Source organism: Deltaproteobacteria bacterium PRO3 (assembly GCA_030263375.1).
GTDB lineage: Bacteria > UBA10199 > UBA10199 > DSSB01 > DSSB01 > DSSB01.
This window is the reverse complement of sequence record SZOV01000037.1, coordinates 14,093-37,481: the sequence shown is the minus strand read 5'-3', so window position 1 is coordinate 37,481 and position 23,389 is coordinate 14,093. Positions and strand designations below refer to the sequence as shown.

Genomic DNA, 23,389 nt, shown 5'->3' with positions numbered 1-23,389 from the left:
GTTAACTCGCATCTTTGGCACATCCGCTACCCGCTGGAGGCCGACCCGCAGGACTGCGTGACCGTCGCCACCACCCGGCCCGAGACGCTCTTGGGCGACACCGCCGTCGCGGTGCACCCCGACGACGCGCGCTACAAGCATTTGGTGGGCAAGCGGGTCGAGTTGCCCTTCGTCAAACGCCTCATCCCCATCGTGGCCGACGCGATGGTCGACGCAAGCTTCGGCAGCGGGGCCGTGAAGGTCACGCCCGCCCACGACTTCAACGACTTCGAGGTCGGCAACCGCCACGGCCTCGAGCGCGTCAACGTCTTCACGCCCGACGCCCGGATGAACGACCAGGCGGGGCCCTTCGAGGGCCTCGACCGCTTCGAGGCCCGCGCCCGGATCGTCAAAGAGCTGGAAGAGCGGGGGCTCTTGCTCAAGGTCGACGAGCACAAGGCCTCGGTGGGGCACTGCTACCGCTGCAAGACGGTCGTCGAGCCCTATCTCTCGATGCAGTGGTTCGTGAAGACCGAGCCGCTCGCCAAGCCCGCCATCCAGGCGGTGCGCAGCGGCAAGACCCGCATCGTTCCGCAACATTGGGAAAACACTTATTTTCACTGGATGGAGAACATCCGCGATTGGTGCGTCAGCCGCCAGATCTGGTGGGGGCACCGCATCCCGGCCTGGTATTGCGGGCGTTGCGCCGAAAACGAGCACCCCAGCGACGGCGTCATCGTCTCGCGCAGCGATCTCAAGGTCTGTCCGCACTGCGGACACGACGACCTGCGCCAGGAGAGCGACGTCCTCGATACCTGGTTCTCTTCGGCCCTCTGGCCCTTCTCGACCCTGGGCTGGCCCGAGAAGACCCCGCGGCTCAAGGCCTATTACCCGACCTCCTGCCTGGTGACCGGCTTCGACATCATCTTCTTCTGGGTCGCCCGGATGATGATGATGGGGATCCACTTCACGGGCGAGGTGCCCTTCCGCGACGTCTACATCCACGCCCTGATCCGCGACGCGCAGGGGCAGAAGATGAGCAAGAGCAAGGGCAACGTCATCGACCCGCTGGAGGTGATGGAAAAATTCGGCACCGACGCCTTCCGCTTCACCCTGGCGGCCTTCGCGGCCCAGGGCCGCGACATCAAGCTCTCGGAAGAGCGCATCCTGGGCTACCGCAATTTCTGCAACAAGATCTGGAACGCGGCGCGCTTCGTGCAGACGATGGCCCTGCCGCACGCGGATTTGGGGGCCTTGGCCCAGATCGACTTCGATCCGGCGCGCTTCGAGGCCAAGCACGACATCGGCCGGTGGATCCTGGCGAAGCTCTCGGAGGCGGTCGAGGGCGTGCGCCGGGGAATCGCGGAGTATCGCTTCAACGACGCGGCGATGGCGACCTACCATTTCTTCTGGGGGACTTATTGCGATTGGTTTCTCGAGCTGATCAAGCCGGGGCTCAAGTCCGAGGACGCCGAGGTGCGCCGCGAGCTGGCGACGGTCGCGGCCCTGGTGCTGGACCAAAGCCTGCGCCTGCTGCACCCCTTCATGCCCTTCTTAAGCGAGGAGCTCTGGCAGAAGCTGGCGCCGCGCGGCACAGCCCTGCTGGCGACGGCTAAATTCCCCCAGGCGCTGCCGGCGCCGCGCCGGGCCGAGTTCCGCGCCGCGGAAGAGCGCATCGAGGCCCTTACCGCCATCGTCGAGAAGATCCGGCAGATCCGGAAGGAGACGGGGGTGCAGGATGCTAGCGTGTTAAACAGGGCTGTTGTCTTTACTTCGGATCCAGCCGTCGCTGATCAATTTGAGGATATTGCCTTTTCAGCCGGGAATCTAACGCGTTTAAAGCAATTTTCGCTCAACGATTCTCGAATACGGGAGGAGAAAGGTGTTGCTCGAGGCGTGACACGATATAAGGATATTGTCGTCTGGGTCGACCTGAAGAGCGTGGTGGATCTGCAAAAAGAACGCCTGCGGCAAGAGAAGGAGTTGGCCAAGCTCAACAATGGCCTGGCGGCGACGCTGAAGATGCTGGGCAACGCCGAGTTCCTCTCGAAGGCCCCGGCGGAGCTTCTCGAGGAGAACCGCGAGAAAGAGGCGATGTACCGCAAGAAGATCCAAGAGATCCACGAGGCCCTCGAGTTGTTATAGGGGGAACCGATGAAACTACCCGCCCCCGAAATCCAGCGCCTCTGCCTCAACGCCCTCCGCGAGGACGCGGCCTTCGACGACATCACCACCCGCGCCATCGTCCCCAAGAATCTCAAGGCCAAGGCCGTCCTGCTCGCCAAGCAAGACATGGTCCTCTGCGGCCTGCCCCTCGTCGCCGCGACCTTCCGCCTGCTGGATCCAAAAATCAAGATCCGCGCGAAATTCCAAGAAGGCGCCCCCTTGAAAAAAGGCGCCGTCCTGGCCGAGCTCTCCGGCCCCGCCCGCGCCCTGCTCTCGGGCGAGCGCGTCGCCCTCAATTTCCTCCAACGGCTCTGCGGCATCGCTACCCTGACCCGGCGCTTCGTCGCCGCGGTCCGCGGCACGCGGGCGAAGATCCTCGACACCCGCAAGACCACGCCGGGCCTGCGCCTGCTGGAGCGCTACGCGGTGGCCGCCGGCGGCGGGGTCAACCACCGTTTTGATTTGCGCTCGGCGGCGATGGCGAAGGATAATCACCTGGTCGTGGCGGGCTCGGTGCGCGAGGCCCTGGCCCGGTTGGCCGGGTTGAAGGGCAAGCGCCAAATCATCGTCGAGGTAAAGAACCTGCGGGAATTGGCCGAGGCGCTCGACGCCGGAGCCCGCCGCATCCTGCTCGACAACATGCCGGTCACGCGACTGGCCGAGGCGGTCCGGCGGACCGCGGGACGCGCCGTCCTCGAGGCCTCGGGCGGCGTCAGCCTGAAGAACGTCCGCTCGATCGCGGCCACGGGCGTCGATTTCGTTTCGGTAGGGGCCTTGACGCACTCCGCGCCCGCCGCGGATATTAGTTTGGAGCTCGATATGAACTCCCCCAAGTCATGAACATCCTCGCGATCTGCAGCTTGATTCCATTCGTGGTACTGGCCTTTGTGCTCGCCAGGAGAGCCTTTCGAACAGAGTCCTTTTGGGAAACTTTGGCGATCGTCCCGGTCTTGTCCTCCGGATGTATCCTCTTGTTTGTGGGATTGATAGGCCGGGTTATTCGAGACTTTCCGCATGGTGTTTTTTGGGGCAGTCTCCTGAGCGCCGGAATCGCTGCAGTGGCCTTCCTCGGCTCGAGAAGGCATCGGCAGCCACTTCGCTTTCGACTCGAGGTTAGCCTTCGCGATCTACCGTGGATATTGCTCGTAGTTCTTATCACAGGCCTAGTAGCGACGGTTTCATTGAAATATTCCATCTACGACGAGGTGCGTCTTCAAGCCCATCTTCCCGTCGTCGAATCGATTCTCCGCGGCAATTTTCCTCCGTCTTTTACGGCGTTTCCCGAAATTCCTTACCGGTATCATTACGGTTTCAATTTAATCGCAGCATATTTCTCATTGGCCTTCGGGCTTCCGGGGTATCTCGGGGTCGACCTTGCAACTTTATTCAGTTGGGTTTCGTTTGTCGGCGTGTTCTTGTTTTTTCTCAAGCAGCTCGTGGTTCCTCGCGTAGGCTGGACAATGGCTTTGGCCCTGGTGACCTTGACGGGAGGTCTGAGCTGGTTCCTCTCGAAAAACGACCCAGGCATGGGTGATTTATTCCAGATACCTCATTGGCAGCAGATGTTCGTCTTGCGTCGAGGGGTGCATCCTCACTTCATGATGTACTTCTTCCAGCATCCGATGGGCTTAGGCATTGGGTTGTTTCTCGGGGCGATCCTGCTGTTCAAGACATGGTTCGAGAGGAAAAACCCCTGGGCTTTGGCTGTTGGTGTCGCGATATTGGCGGCGCTAAGTCTGGCTCAAGTCATGCTGTTTCTGACTTTGTTGGCGGCATTGGGCCTTGTATTCGCTTATTACCTGGTTTGCGGTTCGCAAAATAGGCTGCAGGCCCTGTTTGTGGGCGTTTTGGTTGGGGGTCTGGCCTTGTTTGGAGCCTTTGCATTGGGAGGTTTTTTCCAGTTTTCGAGTAATTTAGAGAATCAACCTATCCTTTTTTCTTGGCCTCCCAGTTACTTGCGCTACGAATATTGGGGATCTCGGTTTCCTTTGAACTGGACTCAAGCCCTGACTTGGTATCTGAGCGGATTCGGGCTCATTTTATTCCTCATCCCCATCCTCTGGGTCGCCGCCATCCGAAAAAGACAGGCGACGTATTCTCTGCTAGCCGCATTTTCCGTCCTGTGCTTCTTGGTTCCCCTATTTTTTCGCTATTCCTACAGTTGGGACATCATTAAATGGTATTTTGGTTTCGAATTCTCCGGAAAATTACTGATGGCCTCGCTGGTTGTGCCCTGGGCCCTTCGTTCTTGGACGCGATACCTTTGCGTCACGGGCCTAATCGGGTTCAGCATGGTTACCCCCGTAAAATTCTTGACGGATCTTGCGCTTAAGCATCCCCGTAGTTTTACGCGCGCGGAACTGAGGATCGCCGCTTACGGCCAACCCCGTTTGGAGGGTCCCTTGAAGTCCCTCGTCGAACGCATCCTCTCCGATCCGGATCCGTGGGGAATGGTCTGGAGCAGCCCGGATACGAGTCTTAAGATTGCACTTTTTACCGGTCTCCCCACCCTGCAAATGGACCAAAACACCTATGCAATGCCGGTCAGCCGAGAAAAGATCCGGATTCGAGAGGAATGGTTGAAACGTTTGGACAAGGCTCCCGATTGGGAGACCCTCCGCTCGCTTCGGGTGAAGTGGGTGGCTTTTACCTGTGGGGAGGTTAAATCTCGCGCCGCGGAGTGGCAGGCCTTTTTGGAAGAGATGAAGGAACGTCCTGAGGTCCAAGATATATCGGTGGACGTCGGACGTCGGGGCTGTATCCGGGCTTTCCGTATGTGGGATTCCGTAGAGGAGCGCCGGAGGTCCGTCAATATACCTGATTTTTGACACTATCATTCGCTTGGTAATCACTCAGTCGCCGGGTATAATTCGAGGCCATGTCCGCTTCTAGGCCAAATATTTCGGTGGTCATCCCGGTATACAACGAGGCGAGCAACATCGACCTTCTCTATCAAAGGCTCAAGGCCGCGCTTTCCTCCCTCGGCCCCGCGGAATATCTCTTCATCAACGACGGAAGCTCGGATACCACGCTTGCCAAGGTGAAAGCTCTGCGTGAGAAGGATCCGGAGGTCAAATATCTGTCATTTTCCCGAAATTTCGGTCACCAAATCGCTGTGACGGCGGGATTGGATGCTTCCTCCGGAGAGGCGGTCGTCATCATCGATGCCGATTTGCAGGATCCTCCCGAGATCATTCCAAGCCTTTATCAAAAATTTCGCGAAGGATACGAAGTCGTCTATGCCGTGCGCAGCCGGCGTCAGGGGGAAGGCTTTTTCAAGAAGGCCACGGCGAAGGTGTTTTATCGCTTGCTTCGCTATTTGACGGGATTTTCGATCCCTGTTGATGTGGGGGATTTTCGCTTAATGAGCCGCAAGGCCGTGATCGTCTTCAATAAACTGCGGGAGCGACACCGTTATGTCCGGGGGATGGTGAGCTGGTTGGGGTTTCGGCAGATCGGAGTCGAATATGTGAGAGACCCCCGGCATTCCGGCGAGACGAAGTACAGTCTTGGCAAGATGTTCAAATTAGCCCTGGACGGGATTACCTCTTTCTCCAATGTGCCCTTGCAGATTGCCGGCCACATGGGCTTTTGGATCAGCGGGATTTCCCTCTTATATATACTTTACATCTTGGGAATGAAGATATTCACCGACAAGCCTATTATCGGATGGGCTTCTACCATGACCGCGATTTTCTTCTTTGGAGGCGTTCAGTTGATCACTCTGGGCGTAGTGGGCGAGTACATCGGTAGGATCAGCGACGAGGTGAAACAGCGCCCGATCTATATCGTCGATGAGCAGGAAGGATTGGAGCCATGACAGAGAGCCAGGCGCAACAGACTGAAAGACAGATCAGCGAGGAGGCATTCCACGACGAGTGGGCCAAGTCGATGGATTTAAACGAAATATTGGTCCGGGAGAGCTTCGAGGCCTCCACCGCCCTCGAGAACCAATATGCCCTCGAGCAGATGGGCGAGATGAAGGGAAGGCGGATTTTAGAGTTGGGCTGTGGGGCGGGGGAGGGTTCGGTTTATTTCGCTTTGCAGGGGGCGGAGGTGGTAGCTACCGACATCTCCAACGGCATGGTTGAGGTCGTCAGCAGAGTCGCCGAAAAGTACGGAGTCAAGGTCGATGCCCATCGCATGACCGCCGAAAAAATAGACTATGCCGACGGATCATTCGACTTCGTCTACGGCAACGGGGTGTTGCATCATGTGGATTTCCGAAAGGCCGTTCAAGAGGCCGCACGTGTACTCAAACCAGGTGGAAAAGCGGTTTTCATCGAGCCACTTTCCTATAATCCGATTATCAACATCTATCGGCATATCGCCCGGACCGTGCGTACCCCGGACGAACGCCCATTCCGGTTCAAGGACTTGAAAGAGATGTATCCCTATTTTAGCACTGGAACCCATCGGGAGTTCTGGTTCTTCACTCTGTGGATTTTTATTTATTTTTACCTGATCGAGCGAGCCAATCCCGCCAAAGAGCGGTATTGGAAGAAAGTGATCAAGGACGCCCCGAAGTTTAGCCGAACCTTCGCCTTTCTCAACGCGCTGGATAAACTCTTCCTAAAAGTATTCCCGCCTTTGCGGTATTTTTGTTGGAATACCGTCATCGTGTTGACCAAATAAGCGCAAAAACAGGATTATTCGTAGACCCAGGAAGCCGAGGCGGCGCAACGGACCCCCACGTTCGAATTGGCAAGGTATATATATGCCCTATGTCTCGAGGCCGGTCTCACGCGTAATGCCGAATCGTTGAAGCCCCCGCCGGCTAAATCCGCGAAGTATTTGCTTGGGCATTCCGGGCTCGAATAGCCGCTGGCAGGGAAGGAGGAATAGTCGTCGTTCCAACAGCCGGCGGTCCATTCCCAAACATTCCCGGACATGTTCCAGGCTCCTATGGGGGAGACGCCGTTGGGCATGGCGTTGACAGGATGGGTACCTCCCGTGCCGCATCCATAGCCCGCAGGGGTTCCAAGCATGTTGAAGCCAGCTTGCTGATCTACGCAGGTTGGCTCCGTGTTTCCGTGGGGGTATAGATAGGATGCCGGTCCTCTGGCGGCGAATTCCCACTCGGGCCTGATGGGCAGGCGCCCCCCGGGGATGAGATATTCGCATAGCGCGAAGGCGGAATTTCCGTTCAAGGAGTTGACGGGGTGCAGCGGCCGCGAAGCGGAATGATTCATACCCCATCCGTTTGCGTCCCATGTCTCGTAGTCTCGAGCCAGGCAAGCTCCGGCCGCGCGACAGGCCTCATAGGCCTCGATGGTGGCCTCGTATTGACCGATGAAATAACCACGGCTGAAGTTTATCGCCACTACCGGGGCTTCATTGGCTTGGTGGCCGGGGTCATCCGGATTTGTGCCCATGTTGAATGTAGACCCGGGCGGTACGTAGATATAGGAATTATAGTTTTGCCAGGGTGCCGCAACCGCGGTGGGGTGGTATTCGCAAAAACTTTGAGGGTTGCATAATGCGGAGAACGAAGGAAGGGTGGGGCATTCGATGCCGCCACACATGACAGCAGAGGTCTCCGCGCATTGAGCTTGCCAACTGGGATCGTCGCAAGCAAGCGGGACCCCCAACGGCCCCAGGGCTTCTTGCCAATCCTCCACATGCATGGGGACTCCGTCCGTATCGTATTCGGACATGCACAACCATGAGCTGTCGCCCCCACCCTCGCAAATCGGAGCTCGATCATGGACCTGCAGCGGTCTCGTGAAACCGTGACGCAGGGCGACCGCTTGGGCGCCATGAAATCCCTCGTGCCGCATGGTCCATTTGAGGGTTGCCGGAACGTCTGGCATCGTGCCTTCGTGGAGGTTGAGGCTGGTGACGGCGTATGGAGGAGTCGGTTGGGTATGCAGATAGTATGTACCCGGCTGGGCGGAAGGCAGGATGGCGTTGCTCCAGCCGTTGAAGACAGTGTAAATGCCGAATCGTGACGGGTCATCTCCCAAGGCCGAGATATCGTCACGCAGTCTGTTCGGCAAGTGGGTGTAATTATACAAAGGGGTTCCGTCCGTACCAAAGGCCGTTACTCTGAATTCCAATTCCGGAGAACCAAGTCGCGCGTTTAAGGTACGTTCCGGATAGAAAATGACGGGGTCTAGGGCAAAGGGCGAACATCCCGAAGAGTATAAGTGACGAAGCGATGCCATCCCCGCCTCGATGAAACTGTGAGTCGCGGCGATGTCGCCGCCGAACTTTTGTTCAGACAGGCACACCCGGGTAGGTCCCTCGCCTTCACCCGCCATATCAACGCAATCGTAAAATAGTACCGCCATCGGCAAGCGTACCTGGCAAGTCGGCGGAGGCTCGGCATCCGCGTCTCCCCCGGCATCGGGGATGTCTACGTCGGGAGTGCCTGCATCGCGAGGAGGACGGCCAGAATCCGATGGACCGCCTCCGTCCGAGCTCGGAGATCCTTCCCCAATCAAGGGTGGGTGGTTGCTACACCCGCTCAGAATTCCCGGTAATGCCAATAGGGAATATCTCCATGGAGATTCGTCGAATATACCTGGTCTTTGTCTGGGGGCGTCGCTGAAGGCATCTCTCAGGAGGGACTCCCGAAATTCTTGGGTGAATCGATCCCGTGAGGTCTCGACATCACGGGTGCCATAATCACGAACATCAGTTTCCCGGCCAAGAGTTTGAGATGGTTTAGGTTCGAGGGAGGTGGTTCGGAGATGCGGAGGTGACATGGAGTTATTCCAATCTTTTCCTTACCTGGAATTAAAATTCGGATATTTTTACAAAGAGTTGCTATAAAAACGTCATTATTTTTCATTAAAATTCAGGGGTTTGCTTCGGTAGGCCTCCCAGCATATCCTGCCTTCTTGGATCATGTATTTTTTGACTTCGGCGTTGGCAATCCATTTGGCCAACTTAGTCTTGGCTGTATCGGACCAGTTTCCGGATTCTTTACAGGGGAAGATCCACCAAGAAATTCCAAAACGTCGCCATTCTTCCAATGGAGGATCGTCCTTTCCGGGTGTGGTCAAGGCCTTTCTAGCATCGAGGATGCTTTGTTTGACTCCAAACATATAGGTGTTTTGATCGAACCAGGCGGTGGCTTGGCCGGAATGAAGCGTTAGGGCTTGCACCAGCTCGTAGTGTCCGATGAGCAGCTCTTTCGAAGACCCGGATTTGAGGAGCGAAATTAATTGCGTCAATCCAGGTGAAGGGGCGGTAATCATGCGACTCCACCATGCTTTGTAACCTGTTCCCGCCTGTTGAGGGGTGGCAAAAGCAAGCGTGTAGGCGAACCGAACGGTAGGAATGCAATCCAAGAGCAAGAAAATAATGAACACAGCTCCAAGTATACGGATGCGTCCCGCCAATTTACTCCAGGTAATTACGATTAGGGTTTGGGCAACGATTTGAAGGCTGATGAACCATTTAATGATATCCCAGGACAATTTGTAACGAAAGAATTGAGGAATCAACATGGATTGGAGCAGGACGACCAATAACAAGAACATGATCGGTTCTCGTTTTTTCCAAGAGTCCTTTGCCAAGTAAACCGAACATGGAAAGATAAGGATAAGTACCGATCCCATGCTCGCCAAATACCAAAGAGAAGCCTGTTTAAAATCGATCGGGAGATGTCCACCGACCGTCGCATTGGAAAGGTAGCCGGGAGGCCAGGTGAAGAGGAGCAGGCCTTTCTCATAGTTGTTGGACTGTGTAAAAAATCCCCCCAGGGAATAGGCAAGGCCTAGGGAAATTATTGTTACCAGAGATACCCGTAGCAAGGCCTGTTTCCACGAGGATTGTCTGAAAAGCACTTCCAGGACGATAGCCGCAAGAATTCCACACAGGAGAGTGGGAAAAAACGACACCTGGATGAAAGAGACAACCCCTAGCAGCCAGGAAAACGCCGTCCATGCTGCGATGTTTTTGGATCGAAACCCTTCCAGGGCGATGGAAAGAAGCCCGAAGAAGAATCCCATGCCGAGGCTGTAGGGTGTCATAAAAAAATTGTAAAGATTGCCGGGGCTGAGATGCCTACCGAATACTATTTGGCTGCCCGGCCAGAGTATGGAAACTCCTCCTTGAGTTTGCAACCAAGGTTGAAGCAAATATCCCCATCCTGCTCCAAGGACTACCCATAGCAATCCGACTAAAGAGAAGGCACGGCTTAATCCCAATAGCCTGCAGAACAGATAAATATTCCACTGCCAAAGTAGGATTCCGAAGGCCATTGTGACGTCAATGGCCTGGTAGCCGGCCAATCCCAGGCAATAACTCATCAGGGCGCCGAAGAGATCCGCTCCCCAATGGTATTTGAGGGGGATCCCAGGAAAAGCCATAAGGTCCGGGGGGAAATTGTCCCTAAGCAAGGATTCCACAAGTGGTGGATGTGCTTGGATCCACATTTGGTCATGGAAGGCAAATCGCCACGCAATGCGGGTGACAGTGATGGTAATACATAAAATCGCGAAAAAGATCGCGGTCAGCCAGGGATCCCATGCAATTTTCCATTCCGCCGAAGTGAATTTGCGACGGTAGAGCGTTAAGAAGGCGATTCCCGACAGGGCCGCTCCCGATCCTAACCAATATGAGGTCGCCAAATGACGGGTGAATTCTCCGGAAAGGGCTGTGAATCCGATTAGAAATGCGGTTCCCAAGGTAAGTGATGCCGGGAGCCGTCGCCAGGCGGAGCGGAAAGTATCCATGTTAGAAAGAAAGATCCACGCCAAGCTGAAAAACGGCAGTAAGCCCAAGCATCGATACCAGATAGGGATCATGGGAATTTCAGATTTACGCGCGGAGAGTTCAGCTGGCCAGCGAAATTCGAGAGATTTCTTTTTTGGCCCGGTACAAGGCCTCGTCCAGTTTCTGGAACATTTCTTGGAGACTTTGGAGCTCGGGTTTGTACTCGATCACCCCAATGCTGAAGTCCGCCTTCAGGGTCTCGCGGTCCGGGCCGCGGAAGGTGAGCTTGGAGAACTCCTCGCGCAGGCGGTTGGCCAGGTTGAGGGCGAATTCGCCCCGGGTCATGGGCAGCAGGAGGAGAAATTCGTCGCCGCCATAGCGGAAGACCATGTCGGTCTTGCGGGTGTTGTTGAAGACGTTGTGGACGGTCGATTGCAGCACCCGGTCGCCCACCGCGTGGCCGAAGCGGTCGTTGATCGTCTTGAAATTGTTCAAGTCGATCATCAGCAGCGAGAAGGGCGCGCCGCCCTCGCGGGCCATGTTCCAAAACTCGCCCAGGGTCTTGTCGAGGTGGCGGCGGTTGTAGGCTAGGGTCAGCGGGTCTTGTATGGCCTTTTGGAATTCTTGCTGGGCCCGCTCCTCGGCGAGGCGCTTTTCATGCTTGGCGCGGCGCTCGCGGTCGACCAGGGCGCCGAGCAATAGGCCCAGGAAGACGAAGAGGATGGGTTGGGCGAGGCGGTTGTAGTGGTAGTCGTCGTTGGGGTTCCACCAGCGGGCCAATTCGATCAAGTTGATCGCGGCGCAGACCAGGCCGACGAGCCCGCCCCCGCGCAGGCCCCACCAGAAGGCGGAGAGGAGGATCGGGACGTAGAGGAAGGTCAGGAAGACGTTGTGCAGCTTGGTGTGCTGGACCAGGTAGAGCTGGCAGGAATAGTGCAAAAGCCCGATGCCGGCGATCAGGGCGGCGATGAAGAGCTTGCGGTGCAGCTGGATCAAGAAAACCTCCGCGTTAAGGCCATTAAATTATGAGGCGTTTTGCGCGGGAGGTAAAGATGAATGTAGGGGGGAACACAAGGTTCGCCCCTATGTTCCTTCTTGCCAGCTGGCGAGATACCGCTCCTGCTCGGGGCTCAACACGTCGATCTTGACCCCCAGGGCCTTCAGCTTCAGCCGGGAGATCTCGGTGTCGATCGGCTTGGGCACGTCGTAGACCTGCTTCTCGAGGGTCTTGTGGTTCTTCGCCATGTACTCGGCGCAGAGGGCCTGGTTGGCGAAGCTCATGTCCATGACCTGGCTGGGGTGTCCCTCGGCGCTGGCCAGGTTGATCAGTCGGCCTTCGCCCAAGAGGTAGACCTTGCGGTTGCCCGGCAGGCTGTACTCATCGACGAAGTCGCGGATCTCGCGCTTGCCCTTGGCCAGCTCTTCCAGGGCCGGGATGTCGATCTCGACGTTGAAGTGGCCGCTGTTGGCCACCACCGCCCCGTCCTTCATGACCTCGAAGTGCTCCTTGCGGATCACGCCCTTGTTGCCGGTGACGGTGACGAAGAAGTCGCCCAGCGCGGCGGCCTGCTCCATGGGCATCACCTGGTAGCCGTCCATCACCGCCTCGAGGGCGCGCAGCGGGTTGACCTCGGTGACGATCACCTTGGCGCCCATGCCGCGGGCGCGCTCGGCCAGGCCGCGGCCGCAGTAGCCGTAGCCCGCGACGACGAAGGAGGAGCCGGCGAAGAGCCGGTTGGTCGCCCGCAAAATGCCGTCCAGCGTGGATTGGCCGGTTCCGTAGCGGTTGTCGAAGAAATGCTTGGTGTCGGCGTTGTTGACCGCGATGATCGGGTATTTGAGGGCCTTGTCGCGGGCCATGCTCTTCAGGCGGATGACGCCGGTGGTGGTCTCTTCCGTGCCGCCGAGGATATTGGGCAGCAGGGCGACGCCCTCGGTGTGGATGTAGCTGACCAGGTCGGCGCCGTCGTCCATCGTCATGTGGGGGCCGAACTCGAGGGCCTGGGTGATGTGCTTGTAGTAGGTCTCTTTGTCCTCGCCCTTGATCGCGAAGACGGGAATACCGTACTCGACGACCAGGGCCGCGGCCAGATCGTCTTGCGTCGAAAGCGGGTTGCTGGCGCAGAGCGTGACGTCGGCGCCGCCCTCTTTAAGCGTGACCATCAGATTGCCCGTCTCGGTCGTGACGTGGAGGCAGGCGGCGATCTTGAGGCCCTTCAGGGGCTTCTCGTTGTGAAAGCGCTGCTTGATCTGGCGCAGGACGGGCATGTCGCGCTCGGCCCATTCCATGCGGAGCTTGCCTTTGTTGCTTAAGCTTTTGTCGCGGATGTCGGAGTTCATGCGGGAGGTCCTTTGTCGGGGGCGAACACGAGGTTCGCCCTTACATTTAGAAATTTAAAACTTTCTTCAAGGCCGCGACCTTGTCCGTCTTCTCCCAGTGGAAGTCGGGATCGTTGCGGCCGAAATGCCCGTAGGCGGCGGTCTTTTGGTAGATGGGCCGCAGCAGGTTCAACTCGCGGATCAGGCCCGCGGGCTTCAGCTGAAACACCTCGCGCACCGCCTGGGTAAGTTTGTCGCCCGGGATCTCGCTGGTGCCGTAGGTGTTGACCATCACGCTGACCGGATCGGGGAAACCAATCGCGTAGGCGATCTGCACCTCGGCCCGTTTGGCCAGCTTGGCGGCGACGATGTTCTTGGCGATGTAGCGCGCCATATAGCAGGCCGAGCGGTCGACCTTGGAGGGGTCCTTGCCGCTGAAGGCGCCGCCGCCGTGGTGGCCCATGCCGCCGTAGGTGTCGACGATGATCTTGCGGCCCGTCAGACCGCAGTCGCCCTGCGGCCCGCCGATGACAAAACGCCCGGTGGGGTTGATCAGGAAGCGCGTGTTCTTGTCCAAAAGCTCCGCGGGCAGGCACTTCTTGGCGACCTGCTCGATCAGGGCCTCCTGGATCGTCTTGTGCTCGACCTCGGGGCTGTGCTGAGTGCTCAAGACCACCGTGTCGATCCGGACCACCTTGTCGCCGTCGTACTCGATGGTGACCTGGGATTTGCCGTCGGGGCGCAGCCAGGGCAGGGTACCGTTTTTGCGCAGCTCGGCCAATTTTAGCGTGAGGCGGTGCGCGAAGTCGATCGGCGCCGGCATGAACTCGGGCGTCTCGTCGGTCGCGTAGCCGAACATCAAGCCCTGGTCGCCCGCGCCCTGCTCTTTGAAGAGCCCTTCGCCCTCGGTGACGCCTTGGGAGATGTCCGGCGACTGCTTGTCGATGGCGACCAGGACGCCGCAGGTCTCGTAGTCGAAGCCCTTGCGGCTGTCGTCGTAGCCGATCTCTTTGATCGTCTTGCGGACGATCTCGGAGAAGTCGACGGTGGCGGTGGTGGTGATCTCGCCGGCGACCATCGCGAAGCCGGTCTTCACCAAGGTCTCGCAGGCGACGCGGGCCTTGGTGTCCTTGGCCAGGATGGCGTCGAGCACGGCGTCGGAGATCTGATCGGCGATCTTGTCGGGGTGGCCCTCGGTCACGGATTCGGAAGAAAACAAGTATTTGGAATTATTCATGAATTCGCCTTTTTCGACTGCGGCGGCCCGGGGGCCGAACCATTGCTTGAGGATTTGAGAGATTTTGCCCAAATCGGGGCCGAAACTAGTCAAAACGGCGGAATTGTCAAGGCGATTGGAGGGAATATTCCTTGAAATTTTCGCCCAGTAGCTGGTGCAGCTCGCGTTTGACGAAGCTGGCCATCTCGGTGGCCGTGCGCATCAGGAGGGTTTTTTCCAAAAGGGCCCGGGCGGCGGTGTAATCGACCGAGCGGATGATCTTTTTGGCCTTGGGGATGGAGAGGGCGTTCATCGAGAGCTCGTTTAAGCCGAAGCCGAGCAGGATCAGGATGAAAAGGGGCTCGCCGGCCATCTCGCCGCAGACGCTGACCTCGATCTGCTCGCGGTGGGCGGCGTCGATCGCCATGCGCAGCATGCGCAGGACGGCGGGGTGCAGGGGGCGGTAGAGGTAGGCGACGTTCTCGTTGCCCCGGTCGATCGCCAGCGTGTACTGGATGAGGTCATTGGTGCCGATGCTGAAGAAGTCCACCTCCCGCGCCAGCTCGTCGGCGACCATCACCGCCGAGGGCACCTCGATCATGATGCCAACCTTGACCCGCGGGTCGTAGTCGACCTTGTCGCGCTCCAGGTCGTGCTTCACCTCCTCGAGGATGTTCTTCGCCTTCCTAAGCTCCTCGAGGTCGGTGATCATCGGCAGGAGGATCTTGAGCTTGCCGTAGACGCTGGCCCGAAGCATGGCCCGCAGCTGGGTCTTGAAGATCTGTTTTTCCTTGAAGCAGAAGCGGATCGCGCGCAAGCCTAGCGCGGGATTGGTCTCGGTCTCGTAGTTGTGGTTGGTCGGGATCTTGTCGCCGCCGATGTCCAGGGTACGGATGGTCGTGTAGTGTGGGTAGATCGACTTGAGCACCTTCTTGTAGTTTTCGAAGTGCTCCTCCTCGGTCGGGGGCTGCTTGCGGTTGAGGAAGAGGAATTCGGTGCGATAGAGGCCGACGCCCTCGGCGCCGTGCTCTTTGATCGAATGGATCTCCTCGGTGAGCTCCATGTTGGCGGCCAAGCGCACCCGGTAGCCGTCGCGGGTCTCGGCCGGCAGGTGGATGTCTTTCAGCAGGACCTTCTGCAGGGCGTTTTCGTGCAGGCGGTTGGCCTCGAATTCCTTTTCCTGCTTGGGGCTGGGGTTGAGGATGACGATGCCGTTGCCGCCGTCGACGATCATTTTATCACCGCTGTGGGCGCGCTGGGTGACGCCGGCGCAGCCGACCACCGCCGGGATCTCGAGGGCCCGCGAGATGATCGCGGTGTGGCTGGTCTTGCCGCCGATCTCGGTGACGATGCCCTTGATCTTGAACTTGATGAGCTGCGCGGCCTCGGCGGGCGAGAGGTCGTGGGCCACGATGATCGAAGCCGGGGGGATGTTTTTGAACAGGTCCTCGGACTTGCCGGCCAAGTGGCTCAGAATGCGCTCGCCAATGTAGTCGAGGTCGCTGGTGCGCTCGCGGAAGTGGCCCTCGGCGACGTCCTGGAAGACCGTCTTCACCTTCTCGAGGTTCTTGTAGAGGGCCCACTCGGCGTTGATGTGCTCGTTCTTGATCGACTGGACGGTGTTTTGGGTGAGCATCTCGTCCTGGAGGATCATGCTGTAGGCCTCGAGGATGTGGATCTGCTCTTTCCCGTCGAACTTGCAGAGCTTGTCCTTGATGCGCTCCATCTCGACCTTGGCCTTGGCCAGGGCCTTATGGAAGCGGTCGATCTCGGGCTGGATTTCCTTGTTGTTGACCCAGTAGCGCGGCAGGTTGAGGCTGGTCTTCTCGAGGACGAAGGCCTCGCCGATGCAGATGCCCGGCGAGGCGACGATGCCCGCCAGTTCCAGGCCCTGTGCGGGCTTTTTCGGCTTTTTGCGGTCGGTTTTCATGCGCCTTTCACGGCCTATTCGGCCTCGTTGAATTTGGCGTCGATCAATTGTTCGATGGCCGCGAGGGCCTCGACGGCGTCGGAGCCCTCGCACTTCACCTTGACCGTGCTGCCGCAGGTCGCGGCCAGCGTGAGGACGCCCATGATGCTCTTGCCGTTGACCGTGTTGCGGTCCTTCTCGACCTTGACCTCGCTGGAGAAGCGGTTGGCGGTCTTGACCAGCTGGGCGGCGGCGCGGGCGTGGAGTCCTAGTTTGTTTTTGATCAACAGATCTTTTTCGGCGACCATGCGATGTTGTCTTCCCGGGTGTTTAAGGATAGGTGCGTATGTTGTCGCACCCGTAATTCTTCAAAAAGTCGGCGGCCTCGGCGGCGCTTTTGTCGAGCCCCGCCGTGGCTGCCTTCAGCACCATCGGCAGGTTGACCCCGGTCACCACCGCCACCCGGCCCTGGGCCAGCAGGTCGCGGCAGAGGTTGGTCGGCGTCGCGCCGAAGATGTCGGTCAGGATCAGCACCCCGTCCTTGTCGCGGAAGCCGGCGACGGCCGCCGCGATGCGGTCGTGGGCCTCGGCGGGCGGGCGCTGCGACTCGACCTCGACCACGGCCATCGGGACCTTCTCTTTCAAGATCTCCTCGACGGCGCGAAGCATCTCGCGGCCGATGCCGACATGGGTGACGATGACGTATCCGAGCATGACTAACCTTGAGCGACGTCGCGGTGGGACTTGTGCAGGTCCCAGCGGCGGTCTTTCAATTTCTTTTCGAGGGCCTCCACGACGCTTACCGAGCGGTGCCGACCTCCCGTGCAGCCAACGGCGACGGTGAGCTGGGCCTTGCCCTCCTTCTGGTACAAGGGGAACAAGAATTTCAACAAACGAAGCGTGTGGTTCAAGAACACCTTCGCCGCCCTTTGTTCAAGCACGAATTTTTGAACGGGGCGGGAGCGACCGTCAAGCCTCTTCAGGGCCGGGACGAAATAGGGGTTTTGGAAGCAGCGGACGTCGAAGACCAGGTCGGCCTCGGGGGGGATGCCGTTTTTGAAGCCGAAGGAGAGCAGCTGCACCGAAAACCGGGCCTTGCGCAGCGAGCCGTGCAGGTAGCGGCGCAGGGCCAGCTTGAGGCTGTGGATGTTCGACTCGCTGGTGTCGAAGACCTTGGTGGCGATCTCGCGCAGGGGCGCCAGGCGTCGCCGCTCCTCGGCGATGGCCTTGGTCAGCGAACCCCGCCTCCCCAGGGGGTGCGGCCGGCGGCTCTCGGAGTAGCGCCGCACCAGGGCCTCGGGGCGGCTTTCGAAGAACAGGATCTCCGGCTTGATCCCAGCCTCGCGCAGGGCGTTGAGCACCTCGGCGTAGGAGTCGAGGAAGCCCCGCTCGCGCGCGTCCATGCCCAGGACCACCTTGGGGAAGTGGCGGGGGGACTTCTTCAGCATGGCCAAGAGCTGGGGCAGGAGGGCCAGGGGCAGGTTGTCGATGCTGAAATAGCCCTCGTCCTCGAGGACCTTGAGGGCGGTGGTCTTGCCCGCGCCCGAGAGCCCGGTGACCAGGATCCAACGCGGTCGATGGCTTTTTTTGGATTTCACTCGAGGGAGTTCCAGAGGGTCTTGTTGAGCTTGTCGCGGGCCTGCAGGTCCTGGGAGAGCTTCTCGTCGAACTCCTGGGCGCTGAAGTGCCCGCGTTGCTTGAGCAGGTGGTTGCGCGCCGCCACCTCGATGATGGTCGTGACGTTGCGGCCCGGCCGCACGGGGATCTTGAGATAGGGCACTCGGACGTCGAGGATGGGATAGGTCTGCTCTTCCATGCCCAGGCGGTCGTATTCCGCCTTGGGGTCCCAGTCGACCAGCTCGACCACGATGTCGATGACCTTGCGGTCGCGGATCGCCGCGACGCCGAACAAATCTTCAATATTAATGATACCTAGGCCGCGAATCTCCATGTGGTACTTGATGATCTCGCTCGACATGCCGGAGAGGGTGGAGGGCGGCTTTTTCTTGATCTCGACCACGTCGTCGGCGACCAGGCGGTGGCCGCGCAGGATGAGGTCCAAGGCGGCCTCGCTCTTGCCGATACCGCTCTTGCCGATGATCATGATGCCGACGCCGAAGACGTCCATCAGGACGCCGTGGACGTTGGTCGAGGCGGTGAGCTTGTCCTCGAGGAATTTCGTGATCCGGTTGATGAAGGTGCTGGTGAGGAGGTTCGTCGAAAACAGCGGGATGGAATTCTTCTCGGCCTCCTCGACCAGGATGTCCGGCACCGGGTTGCCGCGGGTGATGACCATGGCGGAGAGGTCGATTTTGCAGATCTTCTCGACCACCGAGCGGAGTTTCTTCTCGGGGAGTCCGTTCAGGTAGCTGATCTCGGACTTGCCCAGGACTTGAAGCCGGCCCGAGTGGAGGTTGGAGGTGTCTCCGGTCAAGGCCAGGCCCGGCTTTTGGATGCGGGGGATGGTGATCTTCTTGAGCAAGCCCTGCTTGCCCGCGACCAGTTCGAGGTTGAGGTGGTATTCGCTGTCCTTGATCAGTTCCGCGACCTGGATCGAGATCATGAGGGAAAAATAACAGGATTTTCGGGATTCTCCAAGCCTTTGCTGAGCCGGGGCTTAAGCCTTGTCGTCCTCGATCTCGATGGCCCGGAAGAGGGCGGCCGCGTCGGGGACCTCCATGAGCTTTTGCCGAAATTGGGCGTCTTTCAGGAGGCGGGAGAGCTTGGCCAGGGCCTTGAGGTGCAGGCCGGCGGTGTTCTCGGGGGCGACCAGGACGAAGAAGAGGTGGGCGGGCTCGCCGTCCTGGGAGTCGAAATCGACCCCGGGGTGGGAGCGTCCGAAGGCGGCCACGATGCGCTCGAGGTTGGGCAGTTTGCCGTGCGGGATGGCGACCCCGCTGCCGATCCCGGTGGAGCCCAGCTTTTCGCGCTCGAGCAGGACCTCGTAGAGCCGGTCGGGGGAGAGGGAGGGCTCGGAGCGGACGACCGCCTCGGCCAACTCTTTGATAACCCCGTTTTTATCTTGGGATTTCAGCTCGGGGATGATCGATTCGACGCGCAGGATGTTGGTAATTTTCATAGCAAATACCTGAACCAGCGGATTTACCAACGAGCGGGCATGCCGCCGGCCCACGAAAGCCAAGCCCCTTTGGCATGCGCCTTTAAGATAGACCCCTTTAAATTACAATGAAATTTTGCAGGCTTGAAGCGAAATCGTGGCAAAATTTAAGGCAATAAAAAGCCCCGGAGCGGGATGGATTGAGGTCTTTTGGACCTAAAACCGGCACGCTCCGGGGCTTGGAATAAAATTCGCTAAGCATGGGGAGGGCGAACACGAGGTCGCCCCGACAGCACTACTCGAGCGGGAGCGTCGCCTCGAGGGCCTGGTAGGCCTTGGTCTCGCTCTTGTGGGCCTTCACCTTCTCCTTGTGCTTGCGCAGTTGGGCCTCGACCTTCGAGGTGACCTTGTCGATCGAGGTATACATGTCTTGCGATTCTTCCACGCCATGCGCGGTGAAATTTTTGGACTGGACGTTGATTTCGGCGATCTGCCGGATCTTCTCGACCATCAGGATGACGTGGATGTCGACAGGTTCGTGGAGGTATTTCAAAAATTTTTGAACCTTCTCCTCGGCGTGGGTTCGCAGGGCGTTGGAAGCGGGCATGTGACGAAAGGTCACCGTTGTTTTCATGCGGAGGCTCCTTTCAAGGTTTGAGGATGAAACGATTTCAGGACTTGGGTCATGAGGTCCAACCTAAAACACGACCGAAGGGGACGGACGGTTTTAGTAAAGTTGTCGTCGCTTCGACGAGGGCTGGATGCCCATCATCTCGCGGTATTTCGCCACCGTGCGGCGGGCGATGTCGATGTTGCCGTCCTTCAACAGCTTGACGATCTCTTGGTCGGAGAGGGGCTTTTTGGGATTTTCTTGGGCGATGAGCCCCTTGATCTTGGTCTTGATCGTCTCGCTGGCGACCGAATCGCCGTCGGAGGTCGCGATCCCGCTGTTGAAGAAGTATTTCAACTCGAAGATCCCGTGGGGCGTGTGCATGTACTTGTTGGTCGTGACGCGCGAGACCGTGGACTCGTGCATCTCGATCTCGTTGGCGACGTCGCGCAGGATCATCGGCTTGAGGTAATTGATGCCCTTCTCGAAGAATTCTTGCTGAAATTTCACGATGGTCTTGGCCGTGCGGTACAGGGTGCGTTGGCGCTGGTGGATGCTGCGGATCAGCCAGATCGCGGAGCGCAGCTTGTTTTGGACGTATTCTTTGGTGGCCGCCGCGGCGCCGTTGCCCTCCATCGCGTTTTTATAGAGGTGACTCACCTTGAGCTTGGGCAGACCGTCCTCGTTGAGCACCACGACCCACTCGTTGCCGATCTTGTTCACGTAGACGTCGGGGGTGATGTACTGGGGCTCGCTGCTGCTGTACTCGCGGCCTGGCTTGGGCTCGAGCTCGTGGATCATCTTGGCGAGCTCTTGGACCCGCTCCAGCGATATTTTGAGGTCTTTCGCGATGCGCAGGTAATCTTTGCGCTCGAGCTGGGGCAGGTGGTTGTCGATCATCTTGGCCAGGATCTCGCGCTCGGGGCCCAGGTGCTTGAGCTGGATCATCAGGCATTCTTTGAGGTCGCGGGCGCCGACGCCCGGCGGGTCGAACTCTTGGATCTTCTTCAGCACCCCCTCGACCTCTTCGACGCTCGCCTCGCACTTGGCGGCGACGTCCTCGAGGGGGTCCTGCAGGTAGCCGTCGTCGTTGATGCAGCCCAGGATGAAGGTGCCGATCCTGTTTTCGCGCTCGCCGAAGTTGGAGAGCTGCAGCTGCCACATCAGGTGGTCGAAGAGGCTGGTCTTGCTGGCCAGGGTGTTTTCGTAGGAGGGCAGCTCTTCGATGTGGCTTTGGACGTTCTCGGGGGCGTTGTAGGTATTGAGGTAGTTGTCCCAGTCGAAATCGGGGGCCTCTTCCTTGAAGTCGCCCTCCTTGCCGCCGACCTCCTGGCTTTCCATCGGCTTGTCCTCGGCCTGTCCCTCCAGGCCCTCGCGCTCGGCGACGATCTCGGGCGGGTCTTGGTGGGTGGCTTCTTCCGTGTCCTGGCCTTCCTCCAAGAGGGGGTTCTCGAGCATCTCGTTTTGCACCATCTCGACCAGCTCCATCTGCGAGAGCTGGAGCAGCTTGATGGCCTGCTGAAGTTGCGGGGTAATGACGAGCGATTGCGTCAGCTTGAGGTTCTGTCGGATTTCCAAAGCCATGAATCGTTCGCTCCCTTTTTTCTATGAAAATCATAGAAGGCTGGCGAAAGGATTGTCAAGGCGATGCAAGCTTTGGGCCGTTTTTTAGGAGGAAGATTTTACCTCGCCGGCGGCGAGAATTTGGTTGCTTTTTTCGGAAGAGGGGCTCTCGTCGGCCTTGCGCAGGTTCCATTGCTGCCGCTGCGCGTTGCGCAGGCTGGCCTTGATGAAGTGGCTGAACAGCGGATGGGGGTGCATGGGCCGGGATTTGAACTCGGGATGGAACTGGCAGGCGATGAAATAGGGGTGGCTGGGCAGCTCGACGATCTCGACCAGGACGCCGTCGGGGGAGAGCCCCGAGAAGACCATGCCCCGGTCCTGGAGCCGGTCGCGGTAGATATTGTTGAATTCGTAGCGGTGCCGGTGGCGCTCGGAGATGTTGCGGTCCTGGTAGATGCGCTGCGCCAAGGTGTCCTTCTCGATGGAGCAGGCGTAGGCCCCCAGGCGCATCGTCGCCCCCTTGTTGATAAGCTTTTTTTGCTCTTCCATCAGGTCGATGACCGGCTCGGGGCCGTTTTCGTCGAATTCGCGGCTGTTGGCGTTGGGGATGCCGCAGACGTTGCGGGCGAATTCGATGCAGGCCAGCTGCATCCCTAGGCAGATGCCGAAGAAGGGGATCTGCTTTTCGCGGGCGTACTGGATGGCCTTGATCTTCCCCTCGACTCCGCGGTCGCCGAAGCCCCCCGGGACGAGGATGCCATCGATGCCCTCGAATTCCTTGGCGAGGTCCTTCTGGACCAAATCCTCGCTGTCGAAGAATTTAAGGTTTACTTTAGTTTCGTTGGCAAAACCGCCGTGTTTCAGGGCCTCGTTGAGGCTTTTGTAGCTGTCGGTCAGGTTGACGTACTTGCCGACCACCGCGATGGTAACCTCGTGCTGGGGGTGGTGGATCTTTTCGACCAATTCTTTCCACTCGAGCAGGTCGGGGGTGCGGGTCCAGATGTTGAGCAGCTCGACGATCTTTTCGTCGACGCCCTCCTCGTGGAAGAGCAGGGGGACCTCGTAGATCGAGCTTACGTCCTTGGCGGTGAAGACGCAGTCGGGGGCCAGGTTGCAGAACATGGCGATCTTCGACTTGATGTCTTTGCTCAAGTCTTGCTCGGTGCGGCAGAGCAGGATGTCGGGCTGGATGCCGATCTCGCGGAGCTTTTGCACGCTGTGTTGCGAGGGCTTGGTCTTCAGCTCGCCCGCGGCCGCGATGTACGGAACTAAAGTCAGGTGGATGTACAGGGTGTTCTCTTTGCCGACGTCGTAACGAAATTGGCGGATGGCCTCGAGGAAGGGGAGGCTTTCGATGTCGCCGACCGTGCCGCCGATCTCGACCATGACCAGGTCGACGCCCTCGGCGACGCGCAAGATGGCGGCCTTGATCTCGTCGGTGATGTGGGGGATGACCTGGACGGTCTTGCCCAGGTACTCGCCCTTCCGCTCTTTTTGAATGACGGAATAGTAAATCTTGCCGGTGGTGACGTTGTTGAGCTTGGTCAGCTTGGCGTGGGTGTAGCGCTCGTAGTGGCCCAGGTCGAGGTCGGTCTCGGCGCCGTCGTCGGTGACGTAGACCTCGCCGTGCTGGAAGGGGTTCATGGTGCCGGGATCGACGTTGATGTAGGGATCGAGCTTGAGGACGGTGATCTTGAGGCCGCGATTTTCGAGCAGCGCCCCGATACTGGCGGTAGCGAGACCCTTGCCCAGGGAGCTGACAACGCCGCCGGTCGTGAAGATAAACTTGGTTTTCATCAAGGGCCTCCGGGCAAGGGGTTTATTTCCTATAACAAAAGCGCTTCGAGCCCGTCAAAAGCAAAACCGCCGCTGGGGCAAAAAACTTGTGGATAAATCAGGGGT

General features: G+C 58.7%; 19 protein-coding genes. 5 read left to right on the top strand and 14 right to left on the bottom strand.

Annotation, left to right across the window (positions count from 1 at the left end; genetic code table 11):
* The 5 genes from FBR05_07620 to FBR05_07600 form a co-directional block, all read left to right on the top strand.
* On the top strand, positions 1-2,124 hold a 2,124-nt coding region (locus FBR05_07620), incomplete at its 5' end, for a valine--tRNA ligase (GenBank protein MDL1872061.1).
* 9 nt (positions 2,125-2,133) lie between these two features.
* Positions 2,134-2,985 carry a carboxylating nicotinate-nucleotide diphosphorylase gene (gene nadC / locus FBR05_07615; protein MDL1872060.1) on the top strand — a complete coding sequence of 284 codons (852 nt, stop codon included), beginning with the start codon at positions 2,134-2,136 and terminating at the stop codon, positions 2,983-2,985.
* Positions 2,982-4,973 (top strand): hypothetical protein, encoded by a 1,992-nt coding sequence (locus tag FBR05_07610; protein ID MDL1872059.1) that lies wholly within the window; start codon positions 2,982-2,984, stop codon positions 4,971-4,973. The genes nadC and FBR05_07610 overlap by 4 nt, the downstream gene beginning before the upstream one ends.
* A gap of 50 nt (positions 4,974-5,023) precedes the next feature.
* On the top strand, positions 5,024-5,965 hold the full coding sequence (locus FBR05_07605; protein MDL1872058.1) for a glycosyltransferase family 2 protein: 942 nt from the start codon (positions 5,024-5,026) through the stop codon (positions 5,963-5,965).
* Positions 5,962-6,780, top strand: a complete 819-nt coding sequence (locus tag FBR05_07600) for a class I SAM-dependent methyltransferase (GenBank protein ID MDL1872057.1) — start codon at positions 5,962-5,964, stop codon at positions 6,778-6,780. The genes FBR05_07605 and FBR05_07600 overlap by 4 nt, the downstream gene beginning before the upstream one ends.
* Before the next feature lie 14 nt (positions 6,781-6,794).
* Here FBR05_07600 and FBR05_07595 read toward each other — a convergent pair whose 3' ends face one another.
* From FBR05_07595 to FBR05_07530, 14 genes are all read right to left on the bottom strand, one after another.
* Positions 6,795-8,855 carry a formylglycine-generating enzyme family protein gene (locus FBR05_07595; GenBank protein ID MDL1872056.1) on the bottom strand — a complete coding sequence of 687 codons (2,061 nt, stop codon included), beginning with the start codon at positions 8,853-8,855 and terminating at the stop codon, positions 6,795-6,797.
* A 75-nt stretch (positions 8,856-8,930) separates the two neighbouring features.
* A complete protein-coding gene (locus FBR05_07590; protein ID MDL1872055.1) occupies positions 8,931-10,904 on the bottom strand; it encodes a hypothetical protein in 1,974 nt (657 codons plus the stop codon).
* A 28-nt stretch (positions 10,905-10,932) separates the two neighbouring features.
* Positions 10,933-11,808 (bottom strand): GGDEF domain-containing protein, encoded by an 876-nt coding sequence (locus FBR05_07585; GenBank protein ID MDL1872054.1) that lies wholly within the window; start codon positions 11,806-11,808, stop codon positions 10,933-10,935.
* 87 nt (positions 11,809-11,895) lie between these two features.
* Complete coding sequence (locus tag FBR05_07580; GenBank protein ID MDL1872053.1) at positions 11,896-13,152, bottom strand: adenosylhomocysteinase; 1,257 nt, start codon at positions 13,150-13,152, stop codon at positions 11,896-11,898.
* Positions 13,153-13,198: 46 nt separating this feature from the next.
* Positions 13,199-14,368: a methionine adenosyltransferase gene (locus FBR05_07575; GenBank protein ID MDL1872052.1), complete on the bottom strand. Its 1,170-nt coding sequence runs from the start codon at positions 14,366-14,368 to the stop codon at positions 13,199-13,201.
* 106 nt (positions 14,369-14,474) lie between these two features.
* The gene (ptsP, locus tag FBR05_07570) at positions 14,475-16,277 is read right to left on the bottom strand and encodes a phosphoenolpyruvate--protein phosphotransferase (protein ID MDL1872051.1); all 1,803 of its coding nucleotides are present in this window, start codon (positions 16,275-16,277) and stop codon (positions 14,475-14,477) included.
* 14 nt (positions 16,278-16,291) lie between these two features.
* Positions 16,292-16,564 carry an HPr family phosphocarrier protein gene (locus tag FBR05_07565; protein MDL1872050.1) on the bottom strand — a complete coding sequence of 91 codons (273 nt, stop codon included), beginning with the start codon at positions 16,562-16,564 and terminating at the stop codon, positions 16,292-16,294.
* 22 nt (positions 16,565-16,586) lie between these two features.
* Positions 16,587-16,970, bottom strand: a complete 384-nt coding sequence (locus FBR05_07560) for a hypothetical protein (GenBank protein MDL1872049.1) — start codon at positions 16,968-16,970, stop codon at positions 16,587-16,589.
* A 2-nt stretch (positions 16,971-16,972) separates the two neighbouring features.
* The gene (rapZ, locus tag FBR05_07555; GenBank protein ID MDL1872048.1) at positions 16,973-17,869 is read right to left on the bottom strand and encodes an RNase adapter RapZ; all 897 of its coding nucleotides are present in this window, start codon (positions 17,867-17,869) and stop codon (positions 16,973-16,975) included.
* Positions 17,851-18,819 (bottom strand): HPr(Ser) kinase/phosphatase, encoded by a 969-nt coding sequence (gene hprK, locus FBR05_07550; GenBank protein ID MDL1872047.1) that lies wholly within the window; start codon positions 18,817-18,819, stop codon positions 17,851-17,853. Before hprK ends, rapZ begins: the two co-directional genes overlap by 19 nt.
* A gap of 54 nt (positions 18,820-18,873) precedes the next feature.
* Positions 18,874-19,335 carry a PTS sugar transporter subunit IIA gene (locus FBR05_07545; protein MDL1872046.1) on the bottom strand — a complete coding sequence of 154 codons (462 nt, stop codon included), beginning with the start codon at positions 19,333-19,335 and terminating at the stop codon, positions 18,874-18,876.
* A gap of 274 nt (positions 19,336-19,609) precedes the next feature.
* Positions 19,610-19,948: a ribosome-associated translation inhibitor RaiA gene (raiA, locus tag FBR05_07540; protein ID MDL1872045.1), complete on the bottom strand. Its 339-nt coding sequence runs from the start codon at positions 19,946-19,948 to the stop codon at positions 19,610-19,612.
* Between the two features lie 93 nt (positions 19,949-20,041).
* Positions 20,042-21,508, bottom strand: coding sequence for an RNA polymerase factor sigma-54 (gene rpoN / locus FBR05_07535; protein MDL1872044.1), 1,467 nt, complete (start codon positions 21,506-21,508; stop codon positions 20,042-20,044).
* Positions 21,509-21,592: 84 nt separating this feature from the next.
* A complete protein-coding gene (locus tag FBR05_07530; GenBank protein ID MDL1872043.1) occupies positions 21,593-23,284 on the bottom strand; it encodes a CTP synthase in 1,692 nt (563 codons plus the stop codon).
* Positions 23,285-23,389 lie beyond the last annotated feature (105 nt).